The 13,564-nt window shown below is 48.3% G+C and carries 14 protein-coding genes; 11 read left to right on the top strand and 3 right to left on the bottom strand.

Features of this window, described 5'->3' with window-relative positions; genetic code table 11:
* Window positions 1–3: 3 nt before the first annotated feature.
* The 3 genes from astA to NT239_00340 all read right to left on the bottom strand — a co-directional run bounded on the left by astA (window position 4) and on the right by NT239_00340 (window position 2,563).
* Window positions 4–1,026 (bottom strand): arginine N-succinyltransferase, encoded by a 1,023-nt coding sequence (gene astA, locus NT239_00350; GenBank protein XGA71326.1) that lies wholly within the window; start codon window positions 1,024–1,026, stop codon window positions 4–6.
* A 93-nt stretch (window positions 1,027–1,119) separates the two neighbouring features.
* Window positions 1,120–1,632, bottom strand: coding sequence for a C40 family peptidase (locus NT239_00345; protein ID XGA71325.1), 513 nt, complete (start codon window positions 1,630–1,632; stop codon window positions 1,120–1,122).
* Window positions 1,625–2,563: a histone deacetylase family protein gene (locus NT239_00340; GenBank protein ID XGA71324.1), complete on the bottom strand. Its 939-nt coding sequence runs from the start codon at window positions 2,561–2,563 to the stop codon at window positions 1,625–1,627. The genes NT239_00345 and NT239_00340 overlap by 8 nt, the downstream gene beginning before the upstream one ends.
* 64 nt (window positions 2,564–2,627) lie before the next feature.
* Here NT239_00340 and NT239_00335 point away from each other — a divergent pair, with 64 nt between their 5' ends.
* From NT239_00335 to NT239_00285, 11 genes are all read left to right on the top strand, one after another.
* Window positions 2,628–3,560, top strand: a complete 933-nt coding sequence (locus NT239_00335; GenBank protein XGA71323.1) for a MoxR family ATPase — start codon at window positions 2,628–2,630, stop codon at window positions 3,558–3,560.
* Window positions 3,561–3,567: 7 nt separating this feature from the next.
* Window positions 3,568–4,527 carry a DUF58 domain-containing protein gene (locus NT239_00330; GenBank protein XGA71322.1) on the top strand — a complete coding sequence of 320 codons (960 nt, stop codon included), beginning with the start codon at window positions 3,568–3,570 and terminating at the stop codon, window positions 4,525–4,527.
* A 1-nt stretch (window position 4,528) separates the two neighbouring features.
* A complete protein-coding gene (locus tag NT239_00325; GenBank protein XGA71321.1) occupies window positions 4,529–6,508 on the top strand; it encodes a DUF3488 and transglutaminase-like domain-containing protein in 1,980 nt (659 codons plus the stop codon).
* Between the two features lie 161 nt (window positions 6,509–6,669).
* Entirely contained in the window at window positions 6,670–6,993 is a 324-nt protein-coding gene (gene yajC / locus NT239_00320; protein XGA71320.1) for a preprotein translocase subunit YajC, read from the top strand.
* A gap of 56 nt (window positions 6,994–7,049) precedes the next feature.
* The gene (gene secD, locus NT239_00315) at window positions 7,050–8,876 is read left to right on the top strand and encodes a protein translocase subunit SecD (GenBank protein ID XGA71319.1); all 1,827 of its coding nucleotides are present in this window, start codon (window positions 7,050–7,052) and stop codon (window positions 8,874–8,876) included.
* Between the two features lie 18 nt (window positions 8,877–8,894).
* Window positions 8,895–9,830: a protein translocase subunit SecF gene (secF, locus tag NT239_00310; protein ID XGA72830.1), complete on the top strand. Its 936-nt coding sequence runs from the start codon at window positions 8,895–8,897 to the stop codon at window positions 9,828–9,830.
* A 60-nt stretch (window positions 9,831–9,890) separates the two neighbouring features.
* Window positions 9,891–10,529 carry a DedA family protein gene (locus tag NT239_00305; GenBank protein ID XGA71318.1) on the top strand — a complete coding sequence of 213 codons (639 nt, stop codon included), beginning with the start codon at window positions 9,891–9,893 and terminating at the stop codon, window positions 10,527–10,529.
* Window positions 10,529–11,431, top strand: coding sequence for a malonyl-ACP O-methyltransferase BioC (gene bioC, locus NT239_00300; protein XGA71317.1), 903 nt, complete (start codon window positions 10,529–10,531; stop codon window positions 11,429–11,431). Before NT239_00305 ends, bioC begins: the two co-directional genes overlap by 1 nt.
* 2 nt (window positions 11,432–11,433) lie before the next feature.
* Complete coding sequence (bioD, locus tag NT239_00295; protein XGA71316.1) at window positions 11,434–12,123, top strand: dethiobiotin synthase; 690 nt, start codon at window positions 11,434–11,436, stop codon at window positions 12,121–12,123.
* Window positions 12,124–12,168: 45 nt separating this feature from the next.
* Window positions 12,169–12,744: an SCO family protein gene (locus NT239_00290; GenBank protein XGA71315.1), complete on the top strand. Its 576-nt coding sequence runs from the start codon at window positions 12,169–12,171 to the stop codon at window positions 12,742–12,744.
* A gap of 3 nt (window positions 12,745–12,747) precedes the next feature.
* Entirely contained in the window at window positions 12,748–13,512 is a 765-nt protein-coding gene (locus tag NT239_00285; protein XGA71314.1) for a flagellar brake protein, read from the top strand.
* Window positions 13,513–13,564 lie beyond the last annotated feature (52 nt).

Here is a 13,564-nt window from a genome sequence, read left to right as displayed (position 1 = left end):
TGCTTACCCCTTCGGAGAAAGTGCAACAGCGCGAACATTCGCACCGTCTTCAAGATTAAGGCGTTTCAAAACCTCAGGCGTTAACGGCAAGCTGTCTTCCAATGGCCGTGTGATCGCCACGGTGGCACGAAAATCAGCGAGTTGCCCATTACTCACCAGCCATGGCGTGCCATTTTTAGGCGCTTGCGTTACGGCTAGGCTTTGGAAAATTTGGCTGTCTTTAACTGCTCGGATTGTGTCGCGTGGGCACTCCAAACTTGGGCCTGCGTCAAAAATATCGATATAGCCTTGGTAACGGAAACCTTCGGCTTCCAACATGGCGCGAGCTGGCACGGTGGCAGGATGAACATGACCGATAACTGATTGCGCTTCTTCCGAGAGCAAGCAGGTATAAATCGGGTACTTGGGCATCAATTCGGCAATAAATGATTTGCTACCGATATAAGAGAGGAAGTCCGCGCGGGCAAAATCCATTTTAAAGAAATGCCGGCCTAAGCTTTCCCAAAATGGCGAGCGACCTGCCTCATCGGAAACGCCGCGCATTTCAGCAATCACTCGATCACTGAAGCGCGCGGGATGATCGGCCATAAACAGAAAGCGCGATTTAGATAAGAGCGATCCATTGCCGTCTTTGCGGAAATCTGGCGCCAAAAATAGCGTGCATAGCTCGCTGGCACCGGTTAAATCAGAAGTCAGAAACAGGGTTGGAAGTTGCTTATAAATATCGAGTTCACGCGAAGCGTGCACCGATAAGCCGACACGGTAGTTATACCAAGTGTCATCCATGCCCACGGCACCTTCAATCCCGCAAATACCGGCTAGCGCGCCGGTTTCATCATCTTCAAGTGCAAATAGATAGCTAGACTGACCTAACTCGGGGTTACCATTGAGGCTATCAATACTGGCCTGAATACGCTTGATAAAGCGCTCTGGATTGGCTTGTAACGTAGTCACCCCTACACCGGCGCTACTGGCCAGTGCCAGAATCGCATCAAGATCGGAAAGACGGGTGGGACGAATTAACATTGAATCAGCCTTGATCAGCAACGATTGACCTATTCAATGTAGCAAAGCACCCCAATAATGCGTATTGGGTCTATCCCCAGCCTCTGCGCAGACTTAGCGCGAAACGAGCAAAGTGCGTGCACCCTCAAAACGCGGGGCAAAATAACTATTATTCATCGACTCGATGCGTACCCGCCCCTTACTTGACGGTGCGTGAATAAAGTTGCCATCCCCCATGTAAATACCTACATGCGAAAATGGCCGGCCAAGCGTGTTAAAAAACACCAAATCGCCGGGCCGTAAATCGCTTTTATCAACATGACGCGTGGCATTGGCCATCTCGGCCGCTGAACGCGGCAGATCGACCTGCAGTGCATTTTTATACACGTATTGGACTAAACCACTGCAATCGAGCCCAGCCTCAGGATTACTGCCACCAAACTGGTAACCCGTGTCCAATAAACCCAGCGCCACCATAATGACTTCACGCGCATCACCATCTACTTGAATCTTGCTGATGCTGGGCTTGGTGGGTATAGGCTTAGAGGGCTTACTGGGTTTAGGTTGCGTACTGATACAGCCAGCTAAAATAAAAAACAGCAGTAATAGAAAAATACGCTTAAACATCGGCCAGCACTTTGATGTGTTCGGTAACGCTGCGTGCCAAGGACGATAAATCATAGCCGCCTTCCAATAACGACACGATGCGTTTTTGGCAATACTGATCAGCAACTTTCATCAATTGTTTCGTCACCCAAGCATAATCTGCCTCAACCAAGCCCATTGAACCCATATCGTCTTCTAAATGCGCGTCAAAGCCCGCTGAAATTAGTAGCAATTGCGGCGAAAAATCATGCAAAGCAGGCAGCCATTTTTCCGTTACCACCTCGCGAAACTCAGCGCCACGGCTAGCCCGAGGCATGGCAACATTGAGCATATTCGCCCCTTTTGGTACATCGCCACTATAGGGAAAAAAGGGATGTTGAAAGATGCTGACCATCAGCACCTTGGGCTCATCGTAAAATGCGTCTTCGGTGCCATTGCCATGGTGCACATCAAAATCAACAATCGCGACACGTTCCAAACCATATTCCGCAATCGCATGCCGCGCAGCCACGGCAATATTATTGAAAAAGCAAAAACCCATGCCACGTTCACGCTCTGCATGGTGCCCCGGCGGGCGCACGAGGCAAAATGCATTTTGCGCTTTACCCGTCATCACCATATCTACCGCCTGCACCCCGGCCCCAGCCGCATAGTAGGCGGCATTGAGTGAATAGGGATTCATCGCGGTATCAGGTTCTAAATGCACATGACCTGAGGCTGGCGACATTAATGCCAATTTATCCAAGTATTCTTCAGGGTGAACACGTAATAGCTGCTCACGCGTGGCAGCATGAGCATTTGTGTGCAATAAATAATCCCAGATGCCCGAAGCCATCAGGCGATCTTGTATCGCAGCAATACGCTCTGGGCACTCTGGATGCCCCTTCCCCATTTCATGCAGACTACACGCAGAATGTCCAATTAATGCAGTTGCACCGCTAGCACCGTACAATGGCTTTACCTATATGCAAATATGTTTGCTTAAAGTTTACGCTTGAGGCGAGGCAAGGAAAAGAATGACACATCAAAGTCGTGAATTATTGCAACTGCTACACCACGCTGAGCGCCAACTCAATGACATCATTCTTGGCAAAAACTCGGTAATCCGGCTTGCCCTGATCTGTATTTTGGCTCGCGGGCATTTATTACTAGAAGATGTGCCTGGCGTCGGCAAAACCACGCTAGCTCATGCTCTCGCTACGGTTTTGGGGCTCAAATTTGCACGGGTTCAATTTACTAGCGATCTACTACCCGCCGATTTACTGGGTGTTTCGGTTTATGAGCGCAACGCCGAAGCATTTCGTTTTCATCCCGGCCCCATCTTTACCCAAGTGCTGCTGGCAGACGAAATTAATCGCGCCACCCCCAAAACACAATCGGCCTTGCTTGAAGCCATGGCCGAGCAACAAGTAACGATTGACGGTGAAACTAACGCGCTACCCAATCCCTTTTTTGTCATTGCCACCCAAAACCCACAAGCGCAAATTGGCACATTTGAATTGCCTGAATCACAATTAGATCGCTTTTTACTCCGACTAGAGTTGGGATACCCAGATGCCAAAGCTGAGCGGGCACTATTACAAGGCACTAGCCGCAAAGACGTACTCGCGCAATTAAATGCCATTATTTCACCCGCACAATTACAAGCTGTGCAGCAAGATATTTCGTCGATCAAACTGGCTGAGCCACTGCTGGACTACATACAGGCACTGATTGGCGCAACACGCGAAGATCAACGCTTTAGTTGCGGCCTATCGCCACGCGCAGCACTTGGCCTAGTACAAGCTTGTAAAGCGAGTGCATGGCTAGATAGTCGCAGCATGGTCATTCCAGAAGATGTGCAAAGTGTTTTTCCGTCCCTTGCAGGACACCGCCTGATTTTGCGCCAGAGTGGTCGCTCTGACCCCCTCTTGGCCGAGCAATTAATGCGTGGCGTGGCAATTCCCTAGGCCAAAGATGATGTCGCTCCCACTCGCCATACAAGCCCGTTATCAACGATGGATTGCGGAACGCCACCCTCCCGAATCAGGGCGGTTACGGGTACGCCATCAGCGGCTGTATATTGTTCCCAGCTTGTATGGCTTCGGCTTTGCCCTGATAGCGCTCACGATGTTAGTTGGCGCGCTTAATTATCAGGTGAGCTTGGGCTTTTTCTTTGCCTTTTTACTAATAGGCATTGCACACGCTATCTTACTGCGCACTTATGCCAATTTACTGGGCGTACACATTAGTTGCGGTAGTGCTGTTTCAGTTTTTGCGGGCGAAAATATTTATTTTCCCCTCACCTTGCATAACGATAAAAAACAAAGCCGCTTTGGACTCACCTTAAGCAGTGAGTTAAGCCCCAACGCAGTAATGTGTGACATTGCAGGCTTAGATCATGTCATTGTTCAACTTCCGGTGATCACACGGCAGCGAGGCCGATTAAAAATACCGCGGCTAACTTTAAAAAGCACCGCGCCAATCGGTTTTTTTCGTTGCTGGACCTATCTGCAGTTTGACTATCAGGCCTTGGTTTATCCGCAGCCCGAATCTGACCCGCCACCTTTTCCAGAGCAAGGTTTGTTAAGTGACGGCAAAAAAATGACTCACAGCGGCAACGATGATTTTGTGGGGCTCAGAGAATTTCAGCGCGGTGATGCTTTACACGATATTGCATGGAAACAAAGCGCCCGCACCGAGCAGATTTTAATTCGCCAACACCAGTCTCCGATTGGGGCGACTTTATGGCTTAATTTCGACGAAATTAGCCATTTAGGTACAGAAGCCAAATTATCTCGCCTATGTGCTTGGATTTTACAGGCTGAAGCCGCTAACCGCCCCTACGGACTGGCGTTGCCAACACAAAAAATCGCGCCCAATGTAGGGGGAGATCACCTTCATCGCTGCCTAAGAGCACTGGCAGAGCACCCATAAAATGAACAAAACGCCCAGCCGTGTCTTACATAGCCAAGAGCAACAACAACTCGGCATCGCGCTAGCGATCTGCAGCCTACCCCACCTTTTGCAACAACCTGTTTGGCTGGCTACCAGCCTCGGGCTGATTTTACTAATTCTAAGTCGCCTAAGCGCCGAAACACGGCTACGGCTACCGCGCTATACCCATTGGATACTGAGCATTATTGTCGGCGCCATGGTTTTTCAGGCTTATCAGACCTTGGTCGGCCGTGAAGGTGGCGTCGCCATTTTAATGGCGCTATGCATCGTCAAATTGATTGAGACTCGCACGCTGCGCGATGCGCGCGCACTGGTTCTGCTGATGTTTTTATTGACTGGCGTCGCATTTTTACATGGCCAAGAACCGTGGCAAGCAGCCTATTCCTTACTCGCCACGGGCAGCATTCTTTTTACTGCGCATCGCATTGAACTCGGCATACTCCCAAATAGTATCAACACCAAAGCTACATCTAGAATAATCTTAGAAGGCATACCCATTGCCTTATTACTGTTTGTACTATTTCCACGCCTACCTGCCCCGCTCTGGGCCTTACCTGACGCCAATAGCGCCAAAAGCGGACTACCCGGCGATCAAATGACACCAGGCAGTATTGGCAATATGATTCAAGACGAAAGTGTCGCCTTTCGCGTGCAGTTTAAAAACGCAACGCCCGCCAAATCTGCCATGTATTGGCGCGGCCCTGTTTTTGAAGATTTTGATGGTGTGCGTTGGTTGCCAGCTTTTGCACAAGAAGCCACGCAACAAAACCCGATTGCCTTAGCCGCCCAATTTAGCAATGTACCTACTATCACCGGCGAAGGCCCCACCTACAAATACGCCATTACACTCGAACCGCATCAAAGAAATTGGATTTTAGCGCTCGACTTGCCCACGGATTTGCCGCCAAACAGCACATTAAGCAACCGCTTACAAATCATCAGTCAGCAAGTAATTAGCGAACGTCGGCGCTTTGACTTAAGCGCACAAACGCAATGGACGACAGAAAACGATGCGCCCCGCCAAATAGCTCGCAGCCTAAAACTACCTGAAAATCTGAACCCACAAAGCCACGCTTTAGTTGCACAGTGGTCGAATCTAAATCCAGAACAAAAAATTAATAAAGCGCTGCAATGGCTCGCCACAGGAGACTACAGTTACACACTGACCCCGCCCGTACTGAGCAGCAGACATCGCGTGGATGAATTTTTATTCCAACACAAACAAGGTTTTTGTGAGCATTACGCCAGTGCATTTACTTATTTAATGCGAGCAGCAGGTATTCCGGCTCGCATCGTAACTGGCTACCAAGGAGCAACCCGGAATGGCGACTATTGGCTGGTGCGCCAAGCGGACGCTCATGCTTGGACTGAGGTCTGGCTAGCAGATCAAGGCTGGCAACGGATTGACCCTACCTCAGTTGTATCACCAACTCGCGTGAACAACGGCATTGCCAATAGCGTTAATGCCACGGAATTACCGTTTATGTTACGCCAAGACAGTGCCTGGCTACGCAATTTACGCCTCAAAGCGGATGTCTTGATCAATGGCTGGAATCAATGGGTAGTTGGCTACGACGATAAGCGACAAAACGATTTACTTAAAAAACTAGGTATCGAGCACTTTTTATCCACCGCTTTCTTACTCTGGCTGATCGGTGGATTTATTGTGCTATTAGGTGGATTTGCAGCATGGTTGCTATATCGCAATCGGCCACCGCGTCCCGACAAGGCAAGCCGGCTATATCGCCGTTTTTGCAGCAAACTCAACGCACTTGAACGAGCCCCCAGTGAAACGCCCTCGGATTTTGCCCATCGAGCCAGTCTGCACTACCCTGCGCAAGCAGGGCACATCCAACAAATCACCGCACTCTATCTGCAGTCGCGTTATGCACAAGATGAACAAGCTTTAATGCAACTGGCACTTGAAGTGAAGCGATTTGCGCTCACCTTAAGCGAGTGAAACTTTCGGACTTGAGGCGAGTCCGAGATCGTTGTTCTTTTATCTCAAATCAAGCCCAAATCACTTTGGACGGACAAAAGGCCGTAATACGGTAGATTTTAATGCCTTCAAAGGCTAGAATGATCCGCCTTTGTTGGGCTTACAAACGGAAATATTATCTTATGTTTATCACTCCAGCCTTCGCATCAGCGGCTCCTGCTGAACCAAATACCTTGATGTCGTTCTTGCCAATGATCGTGATTTTCGTGATTTTTTGGTTCTTAATGATTCGCCCACAACAGAAAAAAGCGAAAGAACATCAAGCGATGCTGTCTGCTCTGGTTAAAGGCGACGAAGTCACAACTAGTGGTGGTCTTGTTGGCCGTATCGCAAAATTGAGCGATCAATTTGTCACACTTGAAGTGGCAGATGGTGTTGAAATCGTGATCCAGCGCGCCGCTATTGGCCAGCGCCTGGAAAAAGGCACTTTGAAGTCAAATAAATAATTTAAAAAAATATTAACCGAGTTGAGCGGCTTCATGCCGCTCCACAGGGGCTCAGCATGAATCGCTATCCGCTCTGGAAGTACATCCTTCTAGTGGTCACACTCGTTGTCGCCACGCTCTACACGCTACCTAATTTTTTTGGCGAAAGCCCCGCAGTTCAAGTTTCTAGTGCTCGTGTTACGGTCAAAGTAACCGAAGCGATGGTTGCACAAGCAACACAAATTGCAACTGCAGCCGGTGTTAAACCGATCGATGGCTACTTTGAAGCAGGATCAGTGAAACTGCGTTTTAAAGACACCGACAGCCAAATTAAAGCCAAGGATGCCATCCAAGCCGCTCTGGGTAGCGACTACATGACTGCGCTCAATCTGGTATCAGACACCCCAACCTGGCTCACCAAACTTGGCGCCAAACCAATGGTATTGGGTCTGGACTTGCGTGGCGGCGTTCACTTCTTGCTCGAAGTAGACATGAAAGCAGCAGTGGATAAAGCCCTGGAAAAAACCGCTGGCGATATTCGTCGTGAATTAAAAGCGAAAAAAGTTCGCTACGGTAAAATCAATAAAGAACGTGATCGCGTAGAAGTTCAGCTACGTGACGAAGAAACATTGGCAGCAGCAACCCGTGCGCTGCGTGACACTTTGGGCAATTTAAAAGTCGAAAGTATTAACACAGATGGCAATATCAAATTAGTTGTCACATACCCTGAAGCTGCTTTGCTGCAATTAAAAACTGATGCAGTTCAGCAAAATATCACGACACTACATAACCGCGTGAATGAACTGGGCGTGGCCGAACCTGTGATTCAACAACAAGGTGAAGGCCGCATTGTAGTGCAGTTACCAGGCGTGCAAGACACCGCCAAAGCCAAAGACATCTTGGGTCGTACTGCGACATTGGAAGTTCGCTTAGTTGAGGACGATCAAGCGAAGTTGCAAGAAGCACTCGATGGTAATATCCCAGCCGGCTTTGAATTAATGAGCGAGCGTCACAGCTCAGGTAAAAACGTACCGATTTTAGTACGTAAAGAAGTTGAATTAACTGGCGAGAACATCAACGACGCGCAAGCGGGTTTTGACGATCAAAACGCACCAGCCGTTCATTTATCGCTCGACTCAACCGGAGCTTCAATCTTTAAAGATCTAACGCGTGAAAACGTGAACAAACGCATCGCGATGATCTTGGTTGAAAAAGGCAAAGGTGAAGTAGTAACGGCTCCTGTCGTACGTGGCGAAATTGGCGGTGGCCGAGTTCAGATCTCTGGCTCTATGGGCACCGCAGAAGCGAATGACACCGCATTGCTACTACGTGCTGGTTCATTGGCTGCACCGATGGACATCGTTGAAGAGCGCACGATTGGCCCATCATTGGGTAAAGAAAACATCAGCAAAGGTTTTAATTCGACGCTGTATGGCTTTGCCGCAATCGCGATCTTTATGATGATCTACTACCGCGTTTTCGGTGTTGTTTCGACCGTTGCGCTGGGTGCAAACTTGTTATTCCTAATCGCATTACTTTCACTACTTGGCGTAACCCTAACATTGCCAGGTATTGCAGCAATTGCCCTAACACTGGGTATGGCGATTGACTCCAACGTATTGATTAATGAACGCGTTCGCGAGGAGTTAATCGACGGTGCCAGCCCACATATGGCAATCCAAAACGGCTACAAGCATGCCTTCGATACGATTTTGGATTCAAACATCACCACGCTGATTGCAGGTTTGGCGCTGTTGATTTTCGGTTCGGGTGCCGTGCGTGGTTTTGCATGGGTGCACTGCCTAGGCATTATGACGTCGATGTTCAGCGCGGTATTTGTATCACGTGCGTTGATTAATCTAATTTATGGCCGCCGTCGCAACTTGACCACGCTGTCAGTGTAAGAGCGGGAGAACAAAATGATCGAATTTTTCCGAGTAAAACGCGATATCCCGTTTATGAGCTACGGCAAGCTCACCACGGCGATCTCGTTGGGTACTTTTATTTTGGCTGTCTTCTTCCTGATCACCAAAGGGCTGAACTTTGGTGTTGAATTTACCGGTGGTACGGTAATGGAATTGCGCTACCAGCAATCGGTGGAAATCAACCAAGTTCGCCACGGCGTTGAGAGCCTGAAATATGGTGAAGTGCAAGTACAATCTTTGGGCACCACCAAAGACGTGATGGTTCGCATTCCAAATATTCAAGGCAAAACCAGCGCGCAGTTGTCAAACGAAGTTTTAGACTCGTTGAAAAAAGAACGTGCTGACGTTGAAATGCGCAAAGTGGAGTTTATCGGCCCATCAGTCGGTGACGAATTGTTTACACACGGTTTAACGGCTTTGGCCTTGGTGTGTGTGGGCATTATTGCCTACCTGATGGTTCGCTTTGAATGGCGTTTTGCCGTGTCGGCCATCATTGCCAATATGCATGACGTGGTGATCATCTTGGGCGTGTTTGCGCTGTTCCAGTGGGAATTTAGTTTGACCGTACTGGCGGGCATCTTGGCGGTATTGGGTTACTCGGTGAATGAGTCAGTGGTTGTGTTTGACCGTATTCGTGAGAACTTCCGCAAACCGACTCTGCGCGGAAAAACGGTGCCTGAAGTCATCGACAACGCAATTACCGCCACAATGAGCCGTACTATTATTACCCACGGCTCAACCGAAGCGATGGTTTTGGCCATGCTGTTATTTGGTGGTGCTGCGCTGCACGGTTTTGCTATGGCGCTGACGATTGGTATCGTGTTTGGTATCTACTCATCAGTTTTGGTTGCCTCACCGCTGTTGCTGATGTTTGGCGTAACGCGTGATAGCATGATCAAACCAGAAAAAATTAAAGAAGAAGCAGTCGTTTAATTTTTAGCGACCTCTTACTATCCACGCCGACTCAGGTCGGCGTTTTCTTTGCGAGCGAATATGGAATTCAATTTCATCGATCTGTTTTTACACCTGGACGTTTATCTAGCCCAGCTGGTACAAAATTATGGGGTTTGGATCTACGCCATTTTGTTTGCCGTTATTTTCTGCGAAACAGGCTTGGTTGTTACCCCTTTCCTACCTGGCGACTCCTTGCTATTTGTTGCGGGCATGCTCTCGGCCAGTGGCGCGATGAATGTCCACTTTTTAGCTTTCTTGCTATTTATCGCCGCAGTGTTAGGCGATGCAGTGAACTACACGATTGGCCGCTATTTTGGGCATAAATTGTTTGCCAACAAAGATTCAAAAATATTTCGTCAAGAATACCTCACCAAAACGCATAGCTTTTTTGAAAAATATGGTGGCAAAACCATTATCATCGCTCGCTTCATTCCTATCGTTCGCACCTTTGCACCGTTTGTAGCCGGCATGGCCGAAATGACATATAGCAAATTTGCTGCCTATAACGTGATTGGCGCCGCTGTTTGGGTGGGCTCCCTCACTTATGCTGGCTACCTGCTTGGTGGTATTAGCTTCATTCAAAAAAATCTCACGGCTATTATTTTGGGCATAATTTTCTTATCAATTTTGCCGGGCATCATTGAAATTGCAAAACACAAATTGGCCAAGGCGAAGTAATGAGTATTGAGCAGTTTCACACGCAAAAAGCCGCTATTCGCGCCTCATTCGACAAAGCAGCGCGCAGTTATGATGCCGCGGCAGTTTTGCAGCGCGAAGTGGTCGATCGTATGCTTGAGCGTTTAGAGCTTATTCGTATTACGCCACAGCGTATCCTCGATGCCGGTAGCGGTACAGGCTATGCCATTCCACTTTTGCAGCAGCGATTTAGTGACGCTCAGTTAGTCGAACTCGACCTTGCGATGAGTATGCTGCAAGTTTCGCGCGAAAAGCAGCTTGGCTCAGGGATTAAAAAACTCATCAAACAAATCAGCCAGCGCAACCCAGCTCAAACCTGCGGCGATCTGGAGCATTTACCATTTGCGGATAACTCGCTTGATATCATCTGGTCTAGCCTTGCGCTGCAATGGTGCAATACGCCCGACGCTGCTTTTGCAGAATTTGCTCGGGTGCTCAAACCGGGCGGTTTGGTGATGTTTGCCACCTTGGGCCCTGACACTCTCAAAGAGCTGCGCACCGCTTTTGCTGGTATTGATGGCCACGAACATGTTAATCACTTTATCGATATGCACGATTTGGGCGATGCTTTGGTCCAGCATGGCTTTGCCACACCGGTGATGGACATGGAATACATCACCATGACGTATCAAGATGCCAAATCGGTTATGCAAGACCTAAAAGGCATCGGCGCTCACAACAATATGCTTGGCCGTCGCCAGGGCATGCTTGGCAAAGCCGCTTGGCAAAAAGTGCAAGCGCAATATGAAGTGCTCCGCAGTAATGGCAAACTGCCTTGCACCTACGAAGTGGTTTATGGACATGCCTGGAAAAACGACAAACCACGCACCCAAGGCGTACGCGCGGATGGCAGTCAAATCATTGAATTTCGTCCTAGAGCCTAATTATGCCCATTGCTCCGCGTTACTTTATTACCGGCACTGACACCGAAGTTGGCAAGAGCATTGCCACCGCACAGCTACTGCGCTGTTTAAACAAAAATAATATACGTGCAGTAGGTATGAAGCCTGCAGCCTCAGGCTGCATACAGCACGGAGACATACTCATCAATGATGATGTAGAACTACACCGCCAAGCCAGCCCGATACAAGCCCCCCTCGCGCTGGTGAGCCCCTATCGTTTTTTACCACCCATTTCCCCACACTTGGCTGCACATGAAGCGGGTGTGCAAATTGATTTAAGCCACCTAATTGATTGCGCCAATCAACTCAATGTTTATGCCGACACGGTATTGATTGAAGGCGCGGGTGGCTGGTTTGCACCGCTATCTGATTCGCTGCGCATTGCGGATTTGGCCGTCGCGCTTGAAGCGCCAGTTATTTTGGTGGTCGGCATGCGCCTGGGTTGCATCAATCACGCATTATTAAGTGTGCAGTCTATTTTAAGCTCAGGTCTACCGCTGGCGGGTTGGATTGCCAATCAAGTTGATCCAAACATGGCGCGCCATGCAGAAAATCTAGACTATCTAAGCAAAAACATTCCAGCCCCATTACTCGCGGAAATTGAATTTAACCCTTTAGCGCGCGAAGGCTGTCTCAATGAGAAAGCAATTATTCATCTGCAATTGCAGAAATAACACGCATCTCATACCATTAAGTGAATAAAATCAAAATTGCGCAGAATGAAATATCTATTTTATCAATTAGCCATCATTAGCTGCGCCCTACTGCTTGCAGGCTGTAGCAAACCCGCTTTTCAGGGTAGTGAGCTAAGCCAGACAAATATCGGCGGTGGTTTTGAATTAGTCGATATGCACGGTAAAACGCGTACCCTAGCTGATTTTCACGGCAAAATTGCTGTTATCTTTTTTGGCTACACTTCTTGCCCTGACGTCTGCCCAACCACTCTAGCCGAATTACGCACCACCATGGCCGATCTGGGTGAACAATCCAAAGACGTGCAAGTGCTGTTTATATCGGTTGATCCTGAGCGCGATACCCCAGCGCTGTTATCACAATATGTACCTGCATTTCACCCTAGTTTTATTGGGCTGACAGGTTCAAAACAGCAAATTGATCAAGCTGTGAAAAATTATCGTGCGGTTTATCAAAAACAAGGTAAAGATCAGCACTATACGGTCGATCATACAGCAGGAAGCTATTTAATTGATAAGGAAGGCAATACGCGGGTTCTTGTTAATTATGGCGCAGGCGCATCGGTTTTTACGCATGACATCAAATTACTATTAGCCGAATAAAGAATGAGCGAAGAATTCGAAAAAGGGCCAAGCCCAATTCAGACAGGCCAAGACATCGCGCCGTTTTTACTAAAAACGCCGATGGAAATTGCCTATGTACTGCGCCAACTTGAGCAAAACCATACCAATATTGCTATTTATTTCAACGCTGGACACGATATGATGCTGACGCGCGTTCTAAATGTCGACAGCAAAAATAAGCAATTTATTTATGATATTGGTGGGCACGAACCAAGCAATCGAGATCTTGTGAGTACACCCAAAGTCCTGTTCGTTTCCGATTTGGATGGTGTAAAGGTGCAATTTAGTACCGCAGCCCCTAGCCGTATTCAATATGAGGGTAAGCCCGCTTTCCAGAGCGCATTTCCAATTGATTTAGTTAAGCTGCAGCGTCGTGAGTTTTATCGGCTCACCACCCCCATTACCACGCCCTACACAGTTAGCCTGCAAGGGAATAATCAATCTAGTCTCACCCTAGACATCCACGATATTTCACTCGGTGGATTAGGCATCTGGCTTAAAGATGAGGCACAAACAACCCTTTTTGATCTTGGTAGTATTTTGCACAAATGCACGCTCGATTTGGCTGCGGCTGGACGCGTACAAGTTGATTTAGAAATACGAAATCTGCATCCTGTTAGTTTAAAGCAGGACATGATGCGCCATATGCTTGGCGTAAAATTTGTTAATTTATCGCGCGGCAGTGAAGCGCTACTGCAAAAACTGATTGTGCAATTGGAGCGCGAAAAAAAGGCGCTAACCGGCTAAACAGAGGTATTAGGCTAAGATCCATATTTAAGAAGAGCCTAATGCATATACC

Origin of the sequence: Chitinibacter sp. SCUT-21, from assembly GCA_041874755.1 — a bacterium.
Lineage (GTDB): Bacteria > Pseudomonadota > Gammaproteobacteria > Burkholderiales > Chitinibacteraceae > Chitinibacter.
Note: the sequence above shows the minus strand (reverse complement) of the source record. Positions and strands in the feature narration are given on the sequence as shown.

Coding starts and splice junctions, on each gene's coding strand:
- NT239_00330 (XGA71322.1), top strand. CDS start 3,568: ATGATGTCGCTCCCACTCGCCATACAAGCCCGTTATCAACGATGGATT.
- NT239_00290 (XGA71315.1), top strand. CDS start 12,169: ATGAAATATCTATTTTATCAATTAGCCATCATTAGCTGCGCCCTACTG.
- yajC (XGA71320.1), top strand. CDS start 6,670: ATGTTTATCACTCCAGCCTTCGCATCAGCGGCTCCTGCTGAACCAAAT.
- NT239_00285 (XGA71314.1), top strand. CDS start 12,748: ATGAGCGAAGAATTCGAAAAAGGGCCAAGCCCAATTCAGACAGGCCAA.
- astA (XGA71326.1), bottom strand. CDS start 1,026: ATGTTAATTCGTCCCACCCGTCTTTCCGATCTTGATGCGATTCTGGCA.
- NT239_00345 (XGA71325.1), bottom strand. CDS start 1,632: ATGTTTAAGCGTATTTTTCTATTACTGCTGTTTTTTATTTTAGCTGGC.
- bioD (XGA71316.1), top strand. CDS start 11,434: ATGCCCATTGCTCCGCGTTACTTTATTACCGGCACTGACACCGAAGTT.
- NT239_00325 (XGA71321.1), top strand. CDS start 4,529: ATGAACAAAACGCCCAGCCGTGTCTTACATAGCCAAGAGCAACAACAA.
- NT239_00335 (XGA71323.1), top strand. CDS start 2,628: ATGACACATCAAAGTCGTGAATTATTGCAACTGCTACACCACGCTGAG.
- NT239_00305 (XGA71318.1), top strand. CDS start 9,891: ATGGAATTCAATTTCATCGATCTGTTTTTACACCTGGACGTTTATCTA.
- bioC (XGA71317.1), top strand. CDS start 10,529: ATGAGTATTGAGCAGTTTCACACGCAAAAAGCCGCTATTCGCGCCTCA.
- secD (XGA71319.1), top strand. CDS start 7,050: ATGAATCGCTATCCGCTCTGGAAGTACATCCTTCTAGTGGTCACACTC.